The organism is Janthinobacterium sp. TB1-E2, assembly GCF_036885605.1.
In the GTDB taxonomy this organism is placed as follows: domain Bacteria; phylum Pseudomonadota; class Gammaproteobacteria; order Burkholderiales; family Burkholderiaceae_D; genus Janthinobacterium; species Janthinobacterium aestuarii.
This window is the reverse complement of sequence record NZ_CP142523.1, coordinates 1475514-1495970: the sequence shown is the minus strand read 5'-3', so window position 1 is coordinate 1495970 and position 20457 is coordinate 1475514. Positions and strand designations below refer to the sequence as shown.

Annotated in this window: 20 protein-coding genes; 7 read left to right on the top strand and 13 right to left on the bottom strand. The window is 61.3% G+C overall.

Features of this window, described 5'->3' with window-relative positions; translation table 11 throughout:
- Window positions 1-53: 53 nt before the first annotated feature.
- The 5 genes from corA to glnA all read right to left on the bottom strand — a co-directional run bounded on the left by corA (window position 54) and on the right by glnA (window position 5864).
- Complete coding sequence (gene corA, locus OPV09_RS06800) at window positions 54-1019, bottom strand: magnesium/cobalt transporter CorA (protein WP_034760218.1); 966 nt, start codon at window positions 1017-1019, stop codon at window positions 54-56.
- A gap of 140 nt (window positions 1020-1159) precedes the next feature.
- Window positions 1160-2650 carry a nitrogen regulation protein NR(I) gene (ntrC, locus tag OPV09_RS06795; RefSeq protein ID WP_338680938.1) on the bottom strand — a complete coding sequence of 497 codons (1491 nt, stop codon included), beginning with the start codon at window positions 2648-2650 and terminating at the stop codon, window positions 1160-1162.
- Between the two features lie 48 nt (window positions 2651-2698).
- On the bottom strand, window positions 2699-3787 hold the full coding sequence (gene glnL, locus OPV09_RS06790; protein WP_034760227.1) for a nitrogen regulation protein NR(II): 1089 nt from the start codon (window positions 3785-3787) through the stop codon (window positions 2699-2701).
- Window positions 3788-3792: 5 nt separating this feature from the next.
- A complete protein-coding gene (locus OPV09_RS06785) occupies window positions 3793-4275 on the bottom strand; it encodes a DUF4124 domain-containing protein (RefSeq protein ID WP_338682241.1) in 483 nt (160 codons plus the stop codon).
- 173 nt (window positions 4276-4448) lie between these two features.
- On the bottom strand, window positions 4449-5864 hold the full coding sequence (gene glnA / locus OPV09_RS06780; RefSeq protein ID WP_029496182.1) for a type I glutamate--ammonia ligase: 1416 nt from the start codon (window positions 5862-5864) through the stop codon (window positions 4449-4451).
- Window positions 5865-6249: 385 nt separating this feature from the next.
- Here glnA and OPV09_RS06775 point away from each other — a divergent pair, with 385 nt between their 5' ends.
- From OPV09_RS06775 to OPV09_RS06765, 3 genes are all read left to right on the top strand, one after another.
- The gene (locus OPV09_RS06775) at window positions 6250-6711 is read left to right on the top strand and encodes a rhodanese-like domain-containing protein (RefSeq protein ID WP_070303347.1); all 462 of its coding nucleotides are present in this window, start codon (window positions 6250-6252) and stop codon (window positions 6709-6711) included.
- A gap of 143 nt (window positions 6712-6854) precedes the next feature.
- On the top strand, window positions 6855-7214 hold the full coding sequence (locus tag OPV09_RS06770) for a type II toxin-antitoxin system RelE/ParE family toxin (RefSeq protein WP_338680937.1): 360 nt from the start codon (window positions 6855-6857) through the stop codon (window positions 7212-7214).
- Window positions 7211-7495 (top strand): XRE family transcriptional regulator, encoded by a 285-nt coding sequence (locus OPV09_RS06765; protein ID WP_070303349.1) that lies wholly within the window; start codon window positions 7211-7213, stop codon window positions 7493-7495. Before OPV09_RS06770 ends, OPV09_RS06765 begins: the two co-directional genes overlap by 4 nt.
- A gap of 138 nt (window positions 7496-7633) precedes the next feature.
- Here the strand turns inward: OPV09_RS06765 and OPV09_RS06760 are convergent, their stop codons facing one another.
- Window positions 7634-8986 carry a TAXI family TRAP transporter solute-binding subunit gene (locus tag OPV09_RS06760; RefSeq protein ID WP_070303449.1) on the bottom strand — a complete coding sequence of 451 codons (1353 nt, stop codon included), beginning with the start codon at window positions 8984-8986 and terminating at the stop codon, window positions 7634-7636.
- 131 nt (window positions 8987-9117) lie between these two features.
- On the opposite strand from OPV09_RS06760, the gene OPV09_RS06755 reads away from it, so the two are divergent.
- Window positions 9118-9723, top strand: a complete 606-nt coding sequence (locus tag OPV09_RS06755) for a glutathione S-transferase (protein ID WP_338680936.1) — start codon at window positions 9118-9120, stop codon at window positions 9721-9723.
- Window positions 9724-9774: 51 nt separating this feature from the next.
- Here the strand turns inward: OPV09_RS06755 and OPV09_RS06750 are convergent, their stop codons facing one another.
- From OPV09_RS06750 to OPV09_RS06725, 6 genes are all read right to left on the bottom strand, one after another.
- Complete coding sequence (locus tag OPV09_RS06750; RefSeq protein ID WP_338680935.1) at window positions 9775-12903, bottom strand: transglycosylase domain-containing protein; 3129 nt, start codon at window positions 12901-12903, stop codon at window positions 9775-9777.
- Between the two features lie 364 nt (window positions 12904-13267).
- Entirely contained in the window at window positions 13268-14053 is a 786-nt protein-coding gene (locus OPV09_RS06745) for a competence/damage-inducible protein A (protein ID WP_338680934.1), read from the bottom strand.
- 31 nt (window positions 14054-14084) lie between these two features.
- A complete protein-coding gene (locus tag OPV09_RS06740) occupies window positions 14085-14912 on the bottom strand; it encodes an EI24 domain-containing protein (RefSeq protein ID WP_338680933.1) in 828 nt (275 codons plus the stop codon).
- Window positions 14912-15952, bottom strand: coding sequence for a sterol desaturase family protein (locus OPV09_RS06735; RefSeq protein WP_425324026.1), 1041 nt, complete (start codon window positions 15950-15952; stop codon window positions 14912-14914). Before OPV09_RS06735 ends, OPV09_RS06740 begins: the two co-directional genes overlap by 1 nt.
- Window positions 15949-16791 carry a polysaccharide deacetylase family protein gene (locus tag OPV09_RS06730; protein ID WP_425324025.1) on the bottom strand — a complete coding sequence of 281 codons (843 nt, stop codon included), beginning with the start codon at window positions 16789-16791 and terminating at the stop codon, window positions 15949-15951. The genes OPV09_RS06735 and OPV09_RS06730 overlap by 4 nt, the downstream gene beginning before the upstream one ends.
- Before the next feature lie 11 nt (window positions 16792-16802).
- Window positions 16803-17774 carry a beta-propeller fold lactonase family protein gene (locus OPV09_RS06725; RefSeq protein ID WP_034760259.1) on the bottom strand — a complete coding sequence of 324 codons (972 nt, stop codon included), beginning with the start codon at window positions 17772-17774 and terminating at the stop codon, window positions 16803-16805.
- Between the two features lie 197 nt (window positions 17775-17971).
- On the opposite strand from OPV09_RS06725, the gene OPV09_RS06720 reads away from it, so the two are divergent.
- The 3 genes from OPV09_RS06720 to OPV09_RS06710 all read left to right on the top strand — a co-directional run bounded on the left by OPV09_RS06720 (window position 17972) and on the right by OPV09_RS06710 (window position 19299).
- Entirely contained in the window at window positions 17972-18328 is a 357-nt protein-coding gene (locus OPV09_RS06720; protein ID WP_034760263.1) for an FKBP-type peptidyl-prolyl cis-trans isomerase, read from the top strand.
- A gap of 199 nt (window positions 18329-18527) precedes the next feature.
- Window positions 18528-18782: an acyl-CoA-binding protein gene (locus OPV09_RS06715; RefSeq protein ID WP_034760268.1), complete on the top strand. Its 255-nt coding sequence runs from the start codon at window positions 18528-18530 to the stop codon at window positions 18780-18782.
- 46 nt (window positions 18783-18828) lie between these two features.
- Window positions 18829-19299 (top strand): GNAT family N-acetyltransferase, encoded by a 471-nt coding sequence (locus tag OPV09_RS06710; protein WP_338680932.1) that lies wholly within the window; start codon window positions 18829-18831, stop codon window positions 19297-19299.
- Between the two features lie 91 nt (window positions 19300-19390).
- Here OPV09_RS06710 and proX read toward each other — a convergent pair whose 3' ends face one another.
- Window positions 19391-20449: a glycine betaine/L-proline ABC transporter substrate-binding protein ProX gene (gene proX, locus OPV09_RS06705; RefSeq protein WP_070303354.1), complete on the bottom strand. Its 1059-nt coding sequence runs from the start codon at window positions 20447-20449 to the stop codon at window positions 19391-19393.
- Window positions 20450-20457: the final 8 nt, after the last annotated feature.

The window sequence follows — 20457 nt, the reverse complement described above, 5'->3', positions numbered from 1 at the left end:
GCCGCGATTGTACCCCTGGCTATTGTTTAATAATACAGATACACAGGAATTTTTTATAACCAGCCGGAACGCTTGAACAAGTAATACATATAACCGCAGACACAGCTCATCACTGCCACGGCGGCCGGATAACCATAATGCCAGTCCAGTTCCGGCATGAACTTGAAATTCATGCCCCAGATACCGGCAAACGCGGTAAATACGGCGAAGATGGCGGCCCAGGCCGCCAACTGCTTGTTCACTTCGCTCTCATCGATGGCGACCATCGACAGATTCACCTGGATCGCCGTGCTGATGGTGTCGCGGATGGTGTCGAGCGTGCCGTTGATGCGCGCCAGATGGTCGTGCACGTCGCGGAAATACTCCTGGGTATCGTGGCACAGCGGCGGCACCCTTCCGCCGTGCAGCTTGCCCACCGCTTCCATCAGGGGCGCGACCACGTGGCGCAAGACCATGACCTTGCGTTTCAATTGATACAGCCGTTCGATATTGTCGCGCTCGGTGCCACGGTCGAAGATGCGATCCTCGATCAATTCCAGTTCCGATTCGAGCGCGTCGAGCACGGGAAAGTACCGGTCGACGACGGCGTCCATCAACGCGTACAGCACGAAGGCCGAACCCTGGCGCAGCAGATGCGGCTCGCGCTCGGCGCGCGCACGCACGCCGAGGAAACCTTGCGAGCTGTTGCTGCGCGACGAGAGCACATAATTGGCGCCGACAAAAATGTCGACTTCGCCCAGCACCAGTTCGTTCTCGACCATTTCCACGGTTTTCACGACGGCGAACAGGGAGTCGCCATATTCCTCGATCTTCGGACGCTGGTGGCCCCGCTGCGCGTCTTCCACGGCCAGTTCGTGCAGGCAAAACTCGTGCTGCATCTGTTTCAGCTCGTCCGGCGTGGCGTCGAGCAGGGCGACCCAGACGAAACAATCGGGGCGCTCGACGTAATCGCTGATATCGTCGATCGGCAAGTCGGCCAGTTTTTTGCCATCCTGGTAGGCCACGCAGTTAATCAGCATACAGTTTCCACAATAAAGTTAAAACCGGACGAAACAGTCCGGCAGGCGCTAGCTTACCTTATCGCCTGCTGTGGGTGTTGTGGCGTGCGAGGAACGCCAGGAGGGGAAGCGGACGGGGCGGAGCCCCGTCCAGACGGCAATCAGTCGTCCTTGGCGCCGTCGATGCCCAGTTCGGAGATCTTGCGGGTGATGGTGTTGCGGCCGATGCCCAGGCGCACGGCAGCGTCGTTCTTGCGCCCGTGCGTATGCTTGAGCGCCGTCTTGATCAGGGCCGACTCGAACTGGCGCCCCAGCACGGCCATGACTTCCTGTTGCCCCGCGCCCAGCATGCCGGCCGCCTGCAATTCCAGCAAGCCGATCCAGCCCGGCGGCGCGCCGTTGGCGGGCGCGACGGCTTCAAAGACCTGGCCGCCGTGCGGGTGGGCAACGGCTGCTGGCGCAGCTTCGCCCGCCGCCGCAGTGGCCGCGCCATCGCCCTGCCCCTGCGTCAATTCCAGCGGCAAATCCTTGATTTCCACCGTCTGGCCCGGCGCCATGACGGTGATCCAGTTGCACAGATTTTCCAGCTGGCGCACATTGCCGGGCAAATCGAGGCTGCTCAAGAACTGCATCGTCGGTTCGCTCATGCGTTTGGCTTCGACGCCCAGCTGGCGTGCGCTTTGCACCAGAAAGTGGCGCACCAGGATGGGGATATCCTCGCGCCGCTCCCTCAAACTGGGCAGGCGCAAACGGATCACGTTCAGGCGGTGATACAAGTCTTCGCGGAACAGGCCGTCGCGCACGCGCTGCTCGAGGTTCTGGTGCGTGGCCGTAATGACGCGCACGTTCGCCTTCATCGGCTGATGGCCGCCGACGCGATAGAAATGGCCGTCGGACAACACGCGCAGCAAACGCGTCTGCAGGTCGAACGGCATGTCGCCGATTTCATCGAGGAACAAGGTGCCGTTCTCGGCCTGCTCGAAGCGGCCCCGGCGCGTCGTCTGCGCGCCCGTAAAGGCGCCGCGTTCGTGGCCGAACAGTTCGGATTCGAGCAAATCCTTCGGTATCGCCGCCGTGTTGAGGGCAATGAACGGCTGCGCCGCGCGCGGGCTGTGCTTGTGCAGCGCGCGCGCCACAAGCTCCTTGCCGGAACCGGATTCGCCCGTGATCAGCACCGTCACGTTCGATTGCGACAACCGGCCGATGGCGCGGAAGACTTCCTGCATGGCCGGCGCCTGGCCGAGGATTTCCGGGGTTTCGGACGGGCCCGATTCAACGCTCGTTTCGCGCAGGCTCTCTTCCAGCGCGCGCCGGATCAGCTCGACAGCCTTGTCGATATCGAAGGGCTTGGCCAGGTATTCGAAGGCGCCGCCCTGGAAGGCCGCGACGGCCGAATCGAGGTCGGAAAAGGCCGTGATGATGATGACCGGCAAGCCGGGAAAGCGCGACTTGACCGTCTGCAGCAATTCCAGGCCGGACGCGCCCGGCATGCGGATATCGGACACGAGCACTTGCGGCGTGTCAAATTCCAGCGCGGCGATGGCGTCGCGCGCATTGGCAAAACTCTTGGTGGCGAGATTTTCCCGCGCCAGGGCTTTTTCCAGCACCCAGCGGATTGATTCGTCGTCGTCAACTATCCAGATTGGCTTCATTAGTGTGTGCGTCCCGCAATGGATTTCATGGGTGGGATACCTCCTCGCTTATGGCAAGGGTAGAACGATCCTGAAATCGGTGTATCCAGGCCGGCTTTCGCACTCGATCACGCCCAGGTGCTGTTGCACGAAGGTTTGCGCCAAGGTCAGCCCCAGCCCGCTGCCGCCTTCCCTGCCCGACACCAGCGGGTAGAAAATCCGGTCGCGGATCTGGGGTGCGATGCCCGGTCCATTGTCAATGATATGCAAGTCTAATGCCAGGTTGTAGCGGACCTTGGCCAGGGTCACTTGGCGCGCCACGCGCGTCTTGAAAATGAGCTCCGCATCGCCCGCCTCGATACGTTCTGCCAGCGCTTGCGCCGCGTTGTGCGCGATGTTGAGCACGGTCTGTATCAGCTGCTCCTTGTCGCCGCGAAACTCGGGAATCGAAGCATCGTAATCGCGCGAAATGGTCAGGCCGCTGGGGAACTCGGCCAGGATCAGGCTGCGTACCCGCTCGCACACTTCGTGGATATTCACGTCGCCGACGATATGCGGGCGGCGGTGCGGCGCCAGCAAACGGTCGACCAGGGTTTGCAGGCGGTCCGCTTCCTTGATGATGACTTGCGTGTACTCGCGCAGCTCGCTCAGGTGCAGGGCCGGCAATTCCAGCTCCAGCAGCTGGGCCGCGCCGCGGATGCCGCCCAGCGGGTTCTTGATTTCATGCGCCAGGTTGCGGATCAGCTCCTTGTTGACCTGGCTCTGGTCGAGGATGCGCTCCTCGCGGTCGAGTTTGAGCTGCTGCACGTTTTCGCGCAGCTCGATCAGCACGCCGTCGCGCGGCGCGTCGAGCGCGCTGATGATGCTGTGCACGCGCAGCGGCTCGCGCCCCAGGCGCTCCAGAGTCAGGTCCTGGCGCAAGTCGGAAAATTTATGCTCGAGCGCCTGCGCGCAAATGCCGGCCAGCTCGTCGGGATTCAAGAACAGCGCCGTCAGCTTTTGCCGCGACAAGGCCTTCAATGAACTTTCCAGCAGGTTTTCCGCCGCCGCGTTGGCATAGCTGATGCGGCCATCGCCGTCGAGCAGGATCACGGCCGAGGCCAGCAAATCAAGGCCGGCCAGATGGGCCGGGCGGCTGGAATGGTTGTCTAGTGTCATGTGCTTTACCGAATATTCGCGATCTCGCGTTTCAGGGCCTCGACGTTCTGCTGTGTCCGGCTAATGTTGTCCTTCAACTGCGCCACTCGTTCCTGGTATTTCGCGTAATTGCGCTCATTGCCCTGGCGCTCGGGCTGGCCGCCGTTGAACTCCAGGCGCTGCGCCGCCAGCTTCTGCTCTTCGCTGCGCAATTCGTCCTGCAGGATCTGGCGCCGGTCCAGGTCGCGCGCGCGCTGCTCGGCGCCATCGACTTTGGGAAACGCGCCTGCGGCAGGTGCTGCCGTGGCCGCCGCCTGCGTGGCGGGCCGGGACGGCGCGCCGGCCAGCGGCGCCGTCTTGCGTGGCGGCTCCGTCATGGCGCCCGGCAAATCGAGCAGCTGGCAATGCGTGCCAGCCCGCTTGTCCGTGTACGTCTTGTGTCCTTGTGCATCGGCGCACACATACAGCTGCCCGTGCGCCTGTGCCGCCGCGCCCAGCAATCCTGCCATCAGCACCATTCTGTAATGCTTGGTCAATCTCTACTCCTGTCGGCGCGTGCCGCATCGTTCCTGGGCCGACTATACAACAACGCACTGTGGCGCCATAACAAAAAACGCGGGCAAGACCATCGCCTCACCCGCGTTTTTTTATTCACTACCGGCACATTGCCGGCGTGGCGCCATTACAGCGAGTAGTACATGTCGAACTCGGCAGGATGCGTGGTCATGCGCATGCGCTGTACGTCCTGCATTTTCAGTTCCAGGTAAGCATCGATCATCGAATCGCTGAATACGCCACCACGGGTCAGGAACTCGCGGTCCTTGTCCAGTGCGTCCAGGGCTTCTTCCAGCGAAGCGCACACGGTCGGGATCAGTGCGTCTTCTTCCGGCGGCAGATGGTACAGATCTTTCGAGGCGGCTTCGCCCGGATGGATCTTGTTGGCAACGCCGTCCAGGCCAGCCATCAGCAGTGCGGCGAAGCACAGGTACGGGTTCGCCAGTGGATCCGGGAAGCGCGCTTCGACGCGGCGGCCTTTTGGATTGGCCACGTGCGGGATACGGATCGAGGCGGAACGGTTTTTCGCCGAGTACGCCAGTTTCACTGGAGCTTCGTAGCCTGGTACCAGACGCTTGTACGAGTTGGTGCCCGGGTTGGTGATCGCGTTCAGTGCCTTGGCGTGCTTGATGATGCCGCCGATGTAGTACAGGGCGAAATCGGACAGGCCAGCATAGCCGTCGCCAGCGAACAGGTTTTTGCCATCTTTCCATACGGATTGATGCACGTGCATGCCCGAACCGTTGTCGCCAACGATAGGTTTCGGCATGAAGGTGGCGGTCTTGCCATAGCTGTGCGCCACGTTCCACACCACGTATTTCAGGTTTTGCGTCCAGTCGGCGCGCTCGACCAGGGTCGAGAACTTGGTGCCGATTTCATTCTGGCCGGCGCCGGCCACTTCGTGATGATGTACCTCAACCGGGATGCCCAGCGATTCCAGAATCAGGCACATTTCCGAACGCATGTCCTGGAAGCTGTCCACTGGTGGCACGGGGAAATAGCCGCCCTTGACGGTAGGACGGTGGCCGCTGTTGCCGCCTTCGATGTCCTTGCCGGTCGACCACGAACCTTCGTCCGAACCGATCTTGACGAAGCAGCCCGACATGTCGATCTTCCAGCGCACGCTGTCGAAGATGAAGAATTCTGGTTCAGGGCCGAAGTAGGCGGTGTCGCCCATGCCCGACGATTTCAGGTAGGCTTCGGCGCGTTTCGCGATCGAGCGCGGGTCGCGGTCGTAGCCCTTGCCGTCCGACGGTTCGATCACGTCGCACTGCATGAACAGGGTCGTTTCTTCCATGAACGGGTCGATATTGGCCGTGTTTGGATCCGGCAGCAAGATCATGTCGGACGCTTCAATGCCTTTCCAGCCTGCGATCGAAGAACCGTCAAAGGCGTGGCCCGACTCGAATTTGTCCATGTCGAAGTGCGACACGGGAACCGTCACGTGCTGCTCTTTACCACGGGTATCAGCAAAGCGGAAATCAACGAATTTGACTTCGTTTTCTTCTACCATCTTCAAGACTTCTGCGGCTGTCATTGCCATGCGTATCTCCTAAATGAATGTGGGGTGAGCCGACCTTAGTGCGTCTGGGCTGATGAAGCGAAGCAAACATTGCGTGCCACCAAAACTCATAAGGATCATAGCAGATTCCATGCCAGCTTCTAGTGGGATGTCGCCGCCAAGGTCAAAACCCGGCCATCCCAGTGAAAGTTTTCCTGCCCGCGATTTTCATGCTGGGTTTGCGTCAAATCAAGAATGCACTATGCAAGTGCAAAAAACGAATAACGCACCATTATTGTGCATTTTGCGCCAATTCCTGAAAATTGCCTTGTTATGGTGCATGCGCCATGCACCGTGATTTCCCGTTTGCGGGGCGCCGACGGCGCACTATAATCGACCACACCTGCCCACTTTCATTGAGGACGCCATGACCACCGCCGCCGACATCCTGACCACCGCCCGCAGCCGGGCCAATGAAGGTACGCCGTATGCCGGCGCCGTCACGCCGCAGGAAGCGTATGACTTGCTGCAGGGCGATCCCGCCGTCAAGCTCATCGATGTGCGCACGAATGCCGAGCGCGACTGGGTGGGGCGGGTCGACATCGCCGATACCCAGCATGGTGCGGTGCAGTGGGCCACCTACCCCGGTGGCGTGCCGAATCCCGATTTCCTCGCGCAACTGGCCGCCCAGGCCGGCAAGGACGAGGTGCTGCTGTTCCTGTGCCGCTCCGGCGTGCGTTCGCGCCATGCCGCCAAGCTGGCGACCGAGCACGGCTACCTGCACTGCTTCGACATCCTCGAAGGCTTCGAGGGCGACAAGGATGCCGACGGCCACCGCAAGCAGATCGGCGGCTGGTGCAAGGCGGGGTTGCCTTGGCTGGGTGCCTGACTATCTGAACAGTGTTTGATCTGGCGGGCCACCCTGCGGCCCGCTATCGGCTACAACCATCCATGCGCGCCCGATTTTTTCAAGAGCGGCGCAAATTCTCCTTGCGAATGTGTACCTTATATAGTACACCGTAGAGGTGCGTCATGGATGCTTCCGGCTTGCGCCAAATGACCCTGCTGTTCTATGCGAATGGCAATGGCGGCGAACCCGTGCGAGACTGGCTCAAGTCCTTGCCCATCGAAGAGCGCCATGTGATCGGACAAGACTTGATGCATGCGCAGTGGCGCTGGCCCGTGGGCATGCCCCTGTGCCGCCATTTGGGGCAAGGATTGTCGGAAGTACGCAGCAGCCTGCCCGGCAACCCCGGCAACCGTTTCGCCCGCGTACTGATCTGCCATCATGGCGACTGCCTGGTGGCGCTGCACGGCTTTCTCAAGAAAACCCGCGCCACGCCCGATGACGACCTGGCGCTGGCCCGCAAACGCTACAAGGAACTGACATGAACGCCACCGCTCCCCACCTCGGCAGCAGTCTCGACGACTTCCTCAAGGAAGAAGGCATTTTCGAGCAAACGCAAAACCGTGCCATCAAGGAAGTGATCGCCTGGCAACTGACGCAGGCGATGCAGGAACAAGCGATGTCGAAGACGCGCATGGCGGCCCTGCTGCAGACGAGCCGCTCGCAGCTCGACCGCCTGCTCGACCCCAGCAGCGACGTAACCCTGTCGACCCTGGAGCGAGCCGCCGCGCTGGTTGGACGCAAGCTGTCGATCACCCTCATTTAGTACGCCTATCAAAACCTACTACGCGTCGTAATTTGCGGTCTGCGATGCTCACTGTACCTTCGTACAGCTGCGCTTCTCAACCACAACTTCCTTCCGCTCGCTACGGTTTTGTTAGGCGTTGTTAAGCGAGTTAATCGCTCAGGCCGGCTCGCCCACCTCAGCGGCAGGGTGCTCGCCCATCAGGGACAGAATGCGCTTGCGCACGAAATTGATGTGGCTGCGCAAGCCATACAGGCCATCGGCAAACGACAGGGGAATCGAGATCTGGTTGACCATTTCCTCGATCTGATCGAGCCGCTTCAATTGCGCCGCATACACTTGCGCGCGCTGCTCTGGCGGCACGTCCTCCAGCGCCTGCTCGACCGTGCGCAACTGGCCATACCAGCGGTACACGCGCGAGCGGATGCGCCATACATACAGCGGCGGCACGACGCGCGACAGGGGCAGGATCAAGGCACCGAGCGCCACCACCAGCACCCACATACGGTCAAAGAAATTGGCCAGCCAGAAACTCATATAGCGCTGCAGCACTGGCGCGCCATCCTTGTAAAATTTCAGCGCTTCCGGTGCCACGGGAATTTCCGTGTAGCGCGCGGACGGGAACTGCCCCTGCTGCTGGAACCAGCCCGTGCCGCCATGGATACGGGCCGCCGCCTGCACGAACAGGTCAACGAGGGCCGGATGCAAGTCTTCGCGCGCGACTAAGGTGGCCGTCGGCGCGATCAGATGATAATCCTGCGCAGGAATGTTCTGCCCCAGGTCGACTATGCCGCGCGGCAAGACGACATGCGTGAGGAAAGGCAAACGCCGCGTGTACGCCTCCGCTTGTGAAAAATCAAACAGCTTGATGCCCGGCGTTTGCAGCAGCATCTGGATCAGCGGCGCTTCCGGCGCCGAACTGAACACGAGGCCATCGATGCGCCCTTCCAGCAGCTCCACGGTGGCAGGCGTGTTTTGCAAGTCGCTCACCGTCAGCTCGTTCGCCTCCACGCCATTAACGGACAGCAATTGCCGGAACAGGCCGGGCACGCCCGTGCCTTCCGGTCCCAGGTTGATCTTCATGCCCTTCAATTGCGCCAGCTCCGTCACCGCCTTGTCTTCGCGCATAAAGAGCCAGACAGGTTCCGTAAACAGGCTGCCCAGGGAAATCAGGCCGTGGCGCTCGGCATCCTCGTGCTCCGTCGAGCCGCTTTGCACGAAGGCGATATCGGTCTTGCCGCTATTTAAGCGCTGCAGATTGTCCTGCGAACCCAGCGACGGCTGCAAGGTCACCTTGATGCCGTGCTTGGCCAGGGTGGCCACATATTTTTTGCCGAACTCTTCATAGGCGCTGTTGTCTTGCCCCGTCGACAGGCTTACCTGGCGCGGTGGCGCCGGGTCGACCAGCCAGTAAGCGAGCGCGCAAAACGCGCCGACCAGCAGCAAGGTGGGACCGGCGGTGGCGAGGAAATCGCGCACGGAAAAGCGGCTGAACGCGAGGATTTTGGACATGTGGTGGCGCATAGGTTTCATGGGTGGCTACGATGCCAAGAAAACCTCAACTATGCAAGGCACTTTCACATGCGCGGCGTGGCCAAATCCGCTACAGTGCAAGATCGACCACCTGCCCTCTGGAGCCCCGCATGCTGAAAATTCTTGGAAAAGCCGCCTCGATCAATGTCCGCAAGGTCCTGTGGACATGCGATGAACTCGACTTGCCGTACGAACGCGAAGACTGGGGCAGCGGCTTTCGCGGCACGGACGACCCGGCTTTCCTGGCCTTGAACCCGAACGCCATGGTGCCCGTGCTGCTCGATGGCGACCTGGTGCTGTGGGAATCGAACACGATATGCCGCTACCTGTGCGCCCAGGCGGGCCGCGACGACTTGCTGCCAAGCACGCCCCGCGCCCGCGCGGAAGTGGAAAAATGGATGGATTGGCAAATGGGCGATTTGAACAACAGCTGGCGCTACGCCTTCATGTCGCTGGTGCGCCAGAGCCCGGCACACCAGGATGCGGCGCAGCTGGCGGCCGGCATTGCCGGCTGGAACAAGATGATGGGCGTGCTGGAACAGCAGCTGCAGCGCACGGGCGCCTTCGTCTGCGGCGAAACGTTCACCTTGGCCGATATCGTGCTGGGCTTGTCCGTCAAGCGCTGGCTGATGGCACCGCTGCAGCGTCCCGACTATCCTGCCATCGCCGCCTACCACGCACGCCTGGCGGACAAGACGGCCGTGTTTGCCGGCTAAAAAAAACGCCGGCGTGAACGCCGGCGTTTTGCTGCAACTGCCTGCCAGCGGCTAATTCGTGCACTGCTTGGCCACGCCTTCGGCCGGAGCAGGCGCTTCGATCAGCGGCATCAGGCTTGGCGCAAGCGACACCAGCAATTGCACGGGCAAGGCGCTCGTGAAATCGTAGTTCTTCGATTCCGGTCCCCGCACATACGCCGTCATGCTGCCGTAGAAGCGCTCGCCGATATTGAACACGAACGTGGCGGAACGATTCACGTAGCGAGATTCGATCAGGCGGCCGCCAGCGCCATACACGTCGAAGCGCTGGTCGCCCGTACCCGTCTTGCCGCCCATGGGGATCGGCACGCCGTCAGCGCCGACAAACGCCGTCTTCGCCCGTTTCGCCGTGCCGTCCGACACCACTTCGCGGATGGCCTTGGCGACGGCGCGTGCCACGTCCGGTGACAACACTTGCTCCGCTTCCACCTTGCTGCCCCGCTTGACCATCGTGTCGTACGGCGTGTTGGCGGCGAAATGCATGGAATCGATGCGCACGCTCGGTTTGCGCACACCGTCGTTGATGATGATGCCCATCAGCTCGGCCAGCGCGGCGGGACGGTCGGCCGACGCGCCCAGGGTCGTCGCATACGACGGCACGAGCGAATCGAACGGATAGCCCATCTTCTTCCACTGGCGGTGGATTTCCAGGAAACCTTCCACTTCCAGCAAGTTGGCGATGCGGCGGTCCTGCGCATGCTTGCGGTGCGTATTGAACAGCCATTTATACACTTCCTGGCGTTCCTTCTCGCTGGCCGCCACCATCTGCGACAGTGTCGAGCCTTCGTGCTGGCGCAGGTACGCCACCATCCACAGTTCCAGCGGATGCACATTGGCCAGGTAGCCGCGGTCGGCCAGCGACCAGTTTTCCATCGCGTACTGCTGGTACATCTTGGCCACGCGCTCGGGCGGCACTTCGTTTTGCGACGTCAGGTTGGCGTTGAGGAAATCGCCGAATTCCGCCACGGTCCCCTTCGGATTGACGGTGCGGAAGATATTGGCCAGGCGCACGGGTGTCGGGCGGATACTGGCCAGCAGGATCTTTTCCTGCTCGTCAACGCTCTTGCCGCGGTACTTCTGGTAGAAGCGGTGCAGGAATTCGCGCCCTTCCTTGTCGGCAAAACGGCTCAGGTACTGGGCCCGGCGCGGATCGTCCGCGTCCGCCAGCAGCGAGGCCGAGGAGTCGGGGCGCGAAAACATGTAGTAGCGGGCCACGTCGCGCATCAGGCGCACGAATACCAGGTTGGTCGACTGGCGCAGCGCCTGCTGCACCGTCATGATGCGGCTGTCGTCGAGCTTGGAGAAGTTGCCGAAGTGGTGCAAACCGCCGCCCGTGAAGAAGCCTTCGCCCGGGTTGCCCGAATATTTGCGCTCCATGGCGGCCGCCAGCATGGCGGGCAGGTTGCGCGCCTCACCGAGCGCCAACGGTTTCAGATAGGCAATCGCCCACTGCGACAGCATGTCCTTCGGATCGACGGCGATCTTGCCCAGCTCGGCGGCGCCCATGCCGCTGTAGCGCTGGTGCAGCTGGTCGATGATGTCCATATACGTGACCAGGGTGCGCAGCTTGGCCGTGGAACCGAGGTCCAGCTTGGCGCCCTCGTTGATGTCGAGCGGCTGGTCGTAGTTATCGGTCTGCACGCGCAGCAAGTTGGCCTGGTCGCCCTTTTGCAGCAAGGTAAAGCTGTAGACCACATTGGCCGGGTCGCCATTGCCCAGCATGCCCTTGCCCGTCAGGCCGGCCGCCTTCGCCACTTCCGGGTCGCGCAGCTCGCGCAAGACCTTGGTGACGGCGTTTTGCGCCTGCGCGTCGAGCGTGCTGACCACTTTCAGGTCGAGGCGGTCGAGGTTGTACAGGCGCGGATCACCGAGCATGCTGGCCAGATGGTTGCGCACGGCATTCGAGGCCTTGCGCGTGACAAACGAGGTCGACGCTTCCGATTGCACGCCCGAGGCCGTCGACGGACGCAGCTTTTCGGCGATGGCCGCATCGCGCAGCTGCGGCGAAATCACGCCCGCTTGCGCCAGCAGACGCAGATGGCTGTTGGTCAATTCTTCCAGGTCGGCACCGCCAGCCACCAAGTAATGCGAAGGACGGCGCTGCGCGATCAGCAAACTCAGCGCCTGCTTGTAGGCCAGCGCGCTGCCCGGCTGGTCCATCTTACCTTTGAGCAAAGTTTTCACTTCGGCAAATGGACGGCCATACCAGACCCACATGCCGTCGCCGATGCCGTTGACTTCGCCAAAACCGCTCTTTGCCGACAGCGGCACGGTGTTCAGGTAATTGACGACGATCTTGCGCCGCGCTTCCATGGTGTTTTCGCCATCCTGGTACGAGCGCAGGCTGGCCGAAATCATCTGCAGCAGCTTGTCCTGCATGGAACTGGTGCGGCCATCTTCCGAATGCCGGTATTTTTCAATCTGCGTGGCCAGGGTGCTGCCGCCGCCACTGCGGTGGCCGCCGAACAGGTTCAGCGCCTTGTCGAGGACAGCCTTGCTCAGGCGGTCCCATTCCACAGCCGGATTGCGCTCGGGTGTGCCCGGGTCGAGCAACTCGCGGTTTTCGATGAAGAGCAGGCTTTGCACGAGCGCGGGTGGCGCTTCGGCAAAGCCGTCAAACATGCGCTCGGGATAGCTGGCCGCGAACAGAGGCGCGGCGCGGCAATCGAGGATGGTCAGTCCGGCGCGGTTTTTCTCGTGATACGTGGCAAAGATGCCCCGGTCGACCAGTTGCACCATCTTCGGCGACATGCGCGCCTGCGCCGTGACGGCATAGTCGCGGGCGTTGAGCTTGGTGATGAAGTCCGGCAGGCTGGCATAGCCGAGCCGCTCGTCGTAGGGCCCGTGCTGCGGATAGCGGATGGCGCCCGCCGGTGCGGGGCCAGGCTCGACCTTGAACGCCAGCTGGCGGTCCAGGCGCGTGAAGAATTCCGCCTGCAGGGCCGAGGTGCGCACTTCGCGCATGACGAACCACGCCACGCCGGCGATCAGCGCCAGCACGATGATGGCAAAGATGGGCCAGATGCGCGAACGGCGCTTCTTCGGAGGACTTGCCGGCGGCGGCGCCTCGGCGCCCGTGTCGGGGAGTGGATCAGAAGGGGGCCGCTCTTGCGCGGCCAGATTGACGCCTGTGTCTTTCATGGGATGCTGGGGTAAGGTTGGGTTTGGACGGCGCGGGAAATGCGGTAGCGATACCGCTCCGCGCGGGATAAGACGAGGGCCAGCCAGGGCCGGTCACAACAAAGCTTGCTTAACATGATGTCCATACCGGTGAATCAAAAAAACACGCTACTGCACAGGCAGGCGACCCCGCGTTTGACACGCAAGGCCCCTGTTCACCATTCCACCACATCGGCATGAAAACGACTGACGAGCGCACACAAAAATCTTGCTTCATTGAAGATTTTCGCAAAAAAACAACGTCTTGGAATGTACGCTTGCGTACATAGATGCAAAGCGGGCTGAGCGCCAGCGAAAAAGCCGCCGGCGCCGGGCTGGCCGCATCTCAGATGGTGGTGTATTCCGCCCGCAAGGTATCGAGCGCGGCGCACATCTGCGCAAAGGCGGCGGCGGCCTGCGCGGGCTCACCCTTGACGCCCAGTTCGATATGCCGGCGCGTCTGCGCATCGCCCACGCTGGGCAGGCTGAACACCTTGATCAGCGGGAACTCCGCTTCCAGGCGCACCATCAGCGGCGTGAGCAGCGATTCGGCCGTTTCGTACACGAGCAAGGCATGTTCCGCGTGCGGCACCTGGTTGAACAGGTGCGCATAATGCGTGTCGAGCACCCATTCGATCATGGGCCAGGACATGACGGGAAAGCCGGGCACGAAATAATGCTCGCGCACGGCAAAGCCCGCAATCTTGTTGTACGGATTCGGAATCAGCTCGGCGCCTTCGACAAATTCCGCCATTTTCAGGCGGTGCAGGTTTTCCGGCGAGTTCAAATCGGCTGGCACGCCCGCCTCTTCACCCATTTCCGTGATCCGTTGCTGGATATTGAGCTTGCCCTGCGGATGCAGCACCAGCGGCAAACCCAGCGCATCGGCCGCCGCCTGGCGCGTATGGTCGTCCGGCGTGGCGCCGATGCCGCCAAAGCTGAAGACGATGTCGCCGCTGGCAAAGCTGCGTTTGAGCAAGGCGACCAGGCGGGCTGGCTCGTCGCCCACGTATTCCGCCCAGCTCAGCTGCAAGCCCCGCGCCTTGAGCATGCTTACTACTTTCGGGAAATGCTGGTCCGTGCGCTTGCCCGACAGGATTTCGTCGCCAATGATGATCAATCCGATAGCCATGAAGCTTCCTCGTAGAATTCGATAATAATACTCAAGCGTCCGCCGGCGCCACGTCGGTCATGCCGCGTACGCCCCGCAAACGCGACAGTGCTTCCAGGCAGTAATACTGGAACCACAGACCCGTAAAGATAAAGATCAGCACATACAGCCAGATGGCGAACGCCGCCAGGAAGGGGAAGAACACCACCGACATCACGCCACCCATCCACAGCATGCCGGGCACGGCGCCAGCCACGCCCGATACCATGCCGATGGCCAGCAGGGGCCAGCGCTGCGTGCGCATGATAGCGTGGCGCTCTTTCGCGCTGGCGTAATCGGCCATGGCGTCATATGCCATCACGCGATACGTCAGCCAGCCCCACAGCACGGCTTGCCCCACCAGGGCGGCCGGCGGAAACGCGTACAGGGGCAGCATGATCACCCAGGCGATGATGAACAGCAAGAACGTGGCCAGCGAAGTGGCAACGCTGCCGAGCAGGCTGCCGCCATGCTTCTTGTCCAGTTGCGGAAAGTGCCGCCCGCCCACATGGCGGCCGATGGCCGGCATGGCGAACAGGCCCATGAAGATCAGCGCCGTCAAGATCATCAGCGGCAGCAGCATGAACATGGCGATCAGCGGCACGATCACGGCTTTCAGCATGCCCAGGCCGAAGGTGGACAGCACCTGCCCGCTGGTGCGGAAGAAATCGTATTGCGTAAACAGCGCATGCAGGCTGTCGATCAGCGGCTGCAAGCCCACATACAGCAGTCCTCCCCACAGCACCAGCGAGAGGATGAACGGCGCCACGCTCAGCAGCAATATCCTGCCGTGCAATTGCGACAGCAAGGCGCGGCCATACGAATTCAACACATTACGCATCAACGGCGTCCTTTTCGTTTGATTCTTGCAAATTCCACCATACGGCGCAGGCCCAGCCATTGCTGCTGCCAGAAGCCGCGGCCATAGTCGCGTCCCGGCCGGCCCATGCCCTTGCTGTCGATGCGGGCCAGCTGGTCGCGCACGCCCGTGCGCGCATAGCCGGCCGAGAAATTCGCGGTGCCCAGCAGCATATCCCAAATTGGCAAGACCACGCCGAAGTTGCAGCCGCCCATGCTGCCCTTGCCTTTCGACTCATGCCCCACGCCGATCGCATGGTGTGTACGGTGGAAACGGGGCGAGATCAACAGCCGCTCGCCGATGCGGCCGAAGTGTATCCTCACATTCGCGTGCTGCAAGCTTTGCAGAATGCGCGAAACCGACACCAGCAGCACGTACTGGCCCGGCGGCACGCCGATGCCGAGCGCCACCAGCGCCATCACCACGTCGCGCAGAAAGTCATCGAGCAAGTGGTTGCGGTCATCGCTCCACAAGTTCATGTTTTGCTGGCTGTGATGCAGGCTGTGCAAGCCCCACCACCAGCCGAAATGGTGCGAAGCCCGGTGATAACAATAGTCGACGAAGTCCAGTATCACAAAATAAATGATAAAACTGAGCAAGGGACTGATGCCGGGCAACAGCGATTCCAAGTTGAATGGATGAATATCATCGAAACGCAAGGCGCCCGCCAGCGCATCCATCAGCGGATCGAGCGTGAAGAAGACGACGACAGAAAACAGGCCGATCCGGTGCAGCACGGTGTAGATGAAATCGTTCCAGCGGGCGCGCGGGTCGGTGATCTTTTGCGCGGGAATCAGGGCTTCGAGCGGGCGCAGCACGAGAAACAGCAGCACCAGTTCGCACAGGCCGATCAGCAGCCACTCCGTGCCTTCGAACGCTTCTTCCGTGAATTCGCCAAAGCCCAGGTGATAGACGAGGGGATTGACCACCGTCTGGAACAGCCAGCCTTGCGCCACGCCAAAGGCGTCGACCACCGCGTCGATCACCGAGGTGACGAAGCCGAGGATATCGGCGGCGATCATGGCTGGCCCTTCTTCTGCGCATAGGCAGGATGCTCGCGCAGGGTGGCAAAGCAGAAACCCTTGTCTTGCAGGCCGGAAATCAAAGCATCGAGGTTGGCCGGTGCCCACGCATCCTTGCGCGACCAGATGCCCATGTGCGAAATGAAGATGTCGCCGCTGCGCAAGTTCGCCAGCGCTTTCTTCAGCAGCATGGCGTTCGGATACTTGTCGCTGGGCAGCTCATCGCCGGAATACCCCGCCGGCGCCCAGCCCGCGTGCTGGTAGCCGCAAGCGCTGCCGGCCGCCAGGGTGCGCGGCGAGGTGTAGCCGCCCGGCGCGCGCCAAAATGGGTCGAGCTTGTGGCCGGTCAGTTCCTGGAAGCGCGTATCGACACGGCGCAATTCCTCGCAGAACTGCTTATCGCTAAACGACGCCAGTTTGCCGCCGTCCTTGCCGAACTGGGGCTTGACCTGGATCAAGCCGTTGGCCAGATCCTTCTTCCAGTACACATGGTCAAACGTATGCGTACCGAACGCATGGCCTTCGGCGACCCGGGCTTTCCAGTACGGCGCCCACGAGGCATCGAGCGAATAGTCGCCGCGCGTGGTCTTTTCGTTGGCCAGGAAAAACGTGGCTTTGATATGACGCTTGTTGAGCACGTCAGCGATCAGTTGCGCTTGCGACTGGCTGCCTGTGTCGAAGGTCATGTAGATCGTGCCCTTGCAGGCGGCCGGCGCTGAAGATGCGGCTGGCGCCGGTGCTGCTGGTGCAGGTGTGGCGGCATGCGCGGGGGACAGCATGGCGCTGGCGCACAGCAGCATGGCGGACACGCGGCCCGCAGGAATCAGGTGTTTCATCATCACACCCACCATCACATGCGCGGCGAGTGGGTGGCGAAATACACGCCATGGGGCGAGCGGCCCACCGGTATGGTCTTGATGACCTTGCGCGTGGTCAGGTCGATCACGGCCACTTTCTTGATCCAGCGCAGGGTCACCCACATGGTCTTGCCATCGGGCGTGATTTCCATGCAGTCCGGGCCGCCCGGCACATTGATGGTGCCCACGTTTTCCAGGGTTTGCTGGTCGATGATGTTGATGGTGTTCGATACGCGGTTCGAGACGAACGTCATGCGGTTGTCACCGAGCGCGCGGAAATTATGCGTGCCGGCGCCCGCCTTGATGCGCTTGACGGTCTTTTGCGTGCGCCAGTCGATCACTTCCACGTAATCGCTGCCCATGATGCCGACCAGCAAATGCTTGCCATCGGGCGTCATCGTGATGCCAGCTGGCGCGGGGCCGACAGGCATGGTCCATTTGACGGTTTGCGTGGCCAGGTCGATGGCGCTGACCTGGTTGCTGCCCTGCTGCGTGATGAAGGCCATGGTGCTGTCGGCCGTGAACGCCATGTGGCTGGGCAGCTTCGGCAGCGGGATGCGCTTGGCCAGGGTCAGGTTCTTGCCGTCGTAGCGGTACAGGTCGATGCGGTCCAGGCGCAGCGAATTCGAAATGAACCATTTCTGGTCTGGCGAAAAGCCGATTTGGTAAGGATCGAGGATGTTGCTGATGCGGCGCTGGATCTGGCCCGAGACAGGATCGAGGAAAATCAGCTCGTTGCCGACGGAACTGGCGACGATCAGCGACTTACCGTCCGGCGTCTCCATCAAATGGTGCGGTTCCTTGCCGACGGCAAAGGTAGACAGGGGAGCATAGGTTTTCTGGTCCAGCAGTTGCACCGTAGCATCACGGGAATTGAGCACCACCACCACTTCGGCTTGCGCCGTCGATATTGCGGAAACCAGGCACAGCGAGGAAAAAACAAGGCGGCGTAGACTGCGGAACATGGAAGAAATCACTGTTAAATACAAAACATGCATTTTACGTGGAACACTGTATTTATTGTGTGAAATCCCCCCTTAAATACAACCGGCAGCCACACATCGGCGTAATTTCCGGTTTTCGCTTGCGCCGGGCCTGGAATGGCGCTTTGCAACTCATTGCTCTACAATCTGAAGCTTTCATCGCCTACACAAGGATTATCATGACCACCACCACTACCGCTTCCGGCCTGCAATACATCGATACCGTCGTTGGCGAAGGCGCTGAAGCGCAAGCCGGCAACAATGTTGTCGTGCATTACACGGGCTGGCTGCAAAACGACGACGGCAGCGCCGGTTCGAAATTTGACTCGAGCAAGGACCGCAACGATCCATTCGAATTCCCGCTGGGCGCCGGCCGCGTCATTCAGGGTTGGGACGAAGGCGTGCAAGGCATGAAAGTGGGCGGCAAGCGCCAGCTGATCATCCCTGCGGCACTGGGCTATGGCGCACGCGGCGCCGGCGGCGTGATTCCACCGAACGCCACCCTGATTTTCGACGTAGAACTGCTGGGCGTATAAGAAGCTGAAGGCTGCGTTCCAACGACCGCGCCAGGCGCCGCCCCTGATCACTCAGCGGCGGCGTTTTTGTTTTGAGGGTGTCCTCTAATGCACGGCGCGCTTTTTTCACTATGATGTCAGGCACTGCAGCACGCACGGTGGCCACTCCGCCGGGCCTGCCGCACTTTTCCAGCGATTCCATCAGCACACAGGAGCCATCATGAGTTTACAAGAGCAATTCGAACAAGCGCAGCTCGATTCCAAGACCCTGTCCGAGCGTCCGGACAATATGACCTTGTTGAAAATCTACGCCTTGTTCAAGCAAGCGTCGAGCGGCGACGCCACGGGCGAGCGTCCTGGCATGACCGACTTCGTCAACCGTGCCAAGTTCGACGCCTGGGCGGCCCTGGCCGGCACCTCGAAGGAAGATGCGCAGCAACAATACATCGATCTGATCGAAGACTTGAAGGACTGATCGTCCCTCCCTGCCCCGGCGCCCGCCGGGGCAGTATAATTTCTGCATGACACCATCACCGAATTCCCTGGTTTCCTTGGCCCATGCCGCCGACCTGCCCCGCTTGTTCGATGTCTGGCACCTGTCCGTACGCGCCACCCACGATTTCCTTGCCGATAGCGATATCGCCTTCCTGATGCCTTTCGTCCGCGACGAGCTGGCCAGGGTGACGGCCGAACGCCTGCTGCACGTGCTGCGCGCCGATGACGGCGTCGCCTATGCCTTCCTGTGCGTCGAGCACGCCAAGATCGAGATGCTGTTCGTACATCCCGACCAGCGCGGCAGCGGCGCCGGCCGCGCGCTCGTGCGGCACGCCATCGCGGCCCTGGGCGCCACGGCTGTCGATGTCAACGAACACAACACGCAAGCGCATGGCTTTTACCTCCACCAGGGCTTTATCGGGGAAAGCCGCTCCGAACGCGACCCGTTCGGCAAGCCTTTCCCCATTTTGCACCTGAAACTGGCCGAAAACGGCTAAAAACTCACCAAAAACCACCAAAACAGGCCGTTAACGCAAAAGTGGCTACCAAAATGGTAGCCACTTTTTCATGTTGAAACGGCGCTAGAACTTACTTTTTCGCCGCTGCCAGCGCTTGCGCGATCCAGCCGTCAAACTTTTGCTGGTGGAACTTGATCCAGCCAGCCGTATGGCGCGCGATATCGGCTTGCGTGTTTTCGCCACGGCGCATGCGTTCGTTCTGCGCATTGATGTCGGCCACGGGCAATTGCATCACTTCGAACAGCTTGGCCGCGGCCGGGTTTTTCTCGGCCCAGGCCTTGTTGGACACGATGCGCGCCGTGTTGACGGCAAAGCCGTAGTCGCTGCCATTGTCCAGACGCGTGTTTACTTTCTCCGGATTGGCCGAGAATGGCACTTTCAGCCAGACCACGTCCTTGCCCGGGACCAGCACGCCGCTGACCCAGTACGGCGTCCACGTGTAGTACAAAATCGGTTCGCCACGCTTGTAGCGGCCCATGGTGTCGGCGATCAGGGCCGCATAGCTGCCCTGCACGTGCGTCACCGTCTCGCGCAATTTGTACGCATCCATGTGATTCTCGATCAGCGCTTCGCAGCCCCAGCCGGGGTTGCAGCCCGTCAAGTCGGCCTTGCCGTCTCCGTCGTGATCGAACAGCTTAGCCAGGTTCGGGTCGCGCAACTGGTCGATATTCGTGATGTTGTACTTCTCGGCAGTCGCCTTGTCGATCAGATAACCTTGCGCGGCAGGGCCGGCGTATTGGCCCGTGCGCAACAGCTTGGCGTCGCCGCCCGCATTGTTATAGAAATCCTTGTGCATCGGGTCCCAGTGCACGGCCATGAAGGTGGCGTCGCCGTTGGCAATGGCGATATGCGCGGTCGGATACTCCACTTCCTTGATCGGCTGCACTTCGTAGCCAAGCTTTTCCAGCGCCTTGTCGACCAGCATGGTCTGGAAGGTTTCTTCCGCGATCGAGCTTTGCAGCGCCTGCACCTTGATGCCCTTGCCGGGCAGCGCATCGGCGGGCGCGGCCGGCGTCTGCGCCATGGCCAGGCTCGTGGTCAGGGCCATGGCGGCGATCGCCAGGGCGGAAAACAGCTGGAACTTGCGTTGCGATTTTTGCGTCTCTTTAAAATGTGCGATTTGATGCATGTAAATCC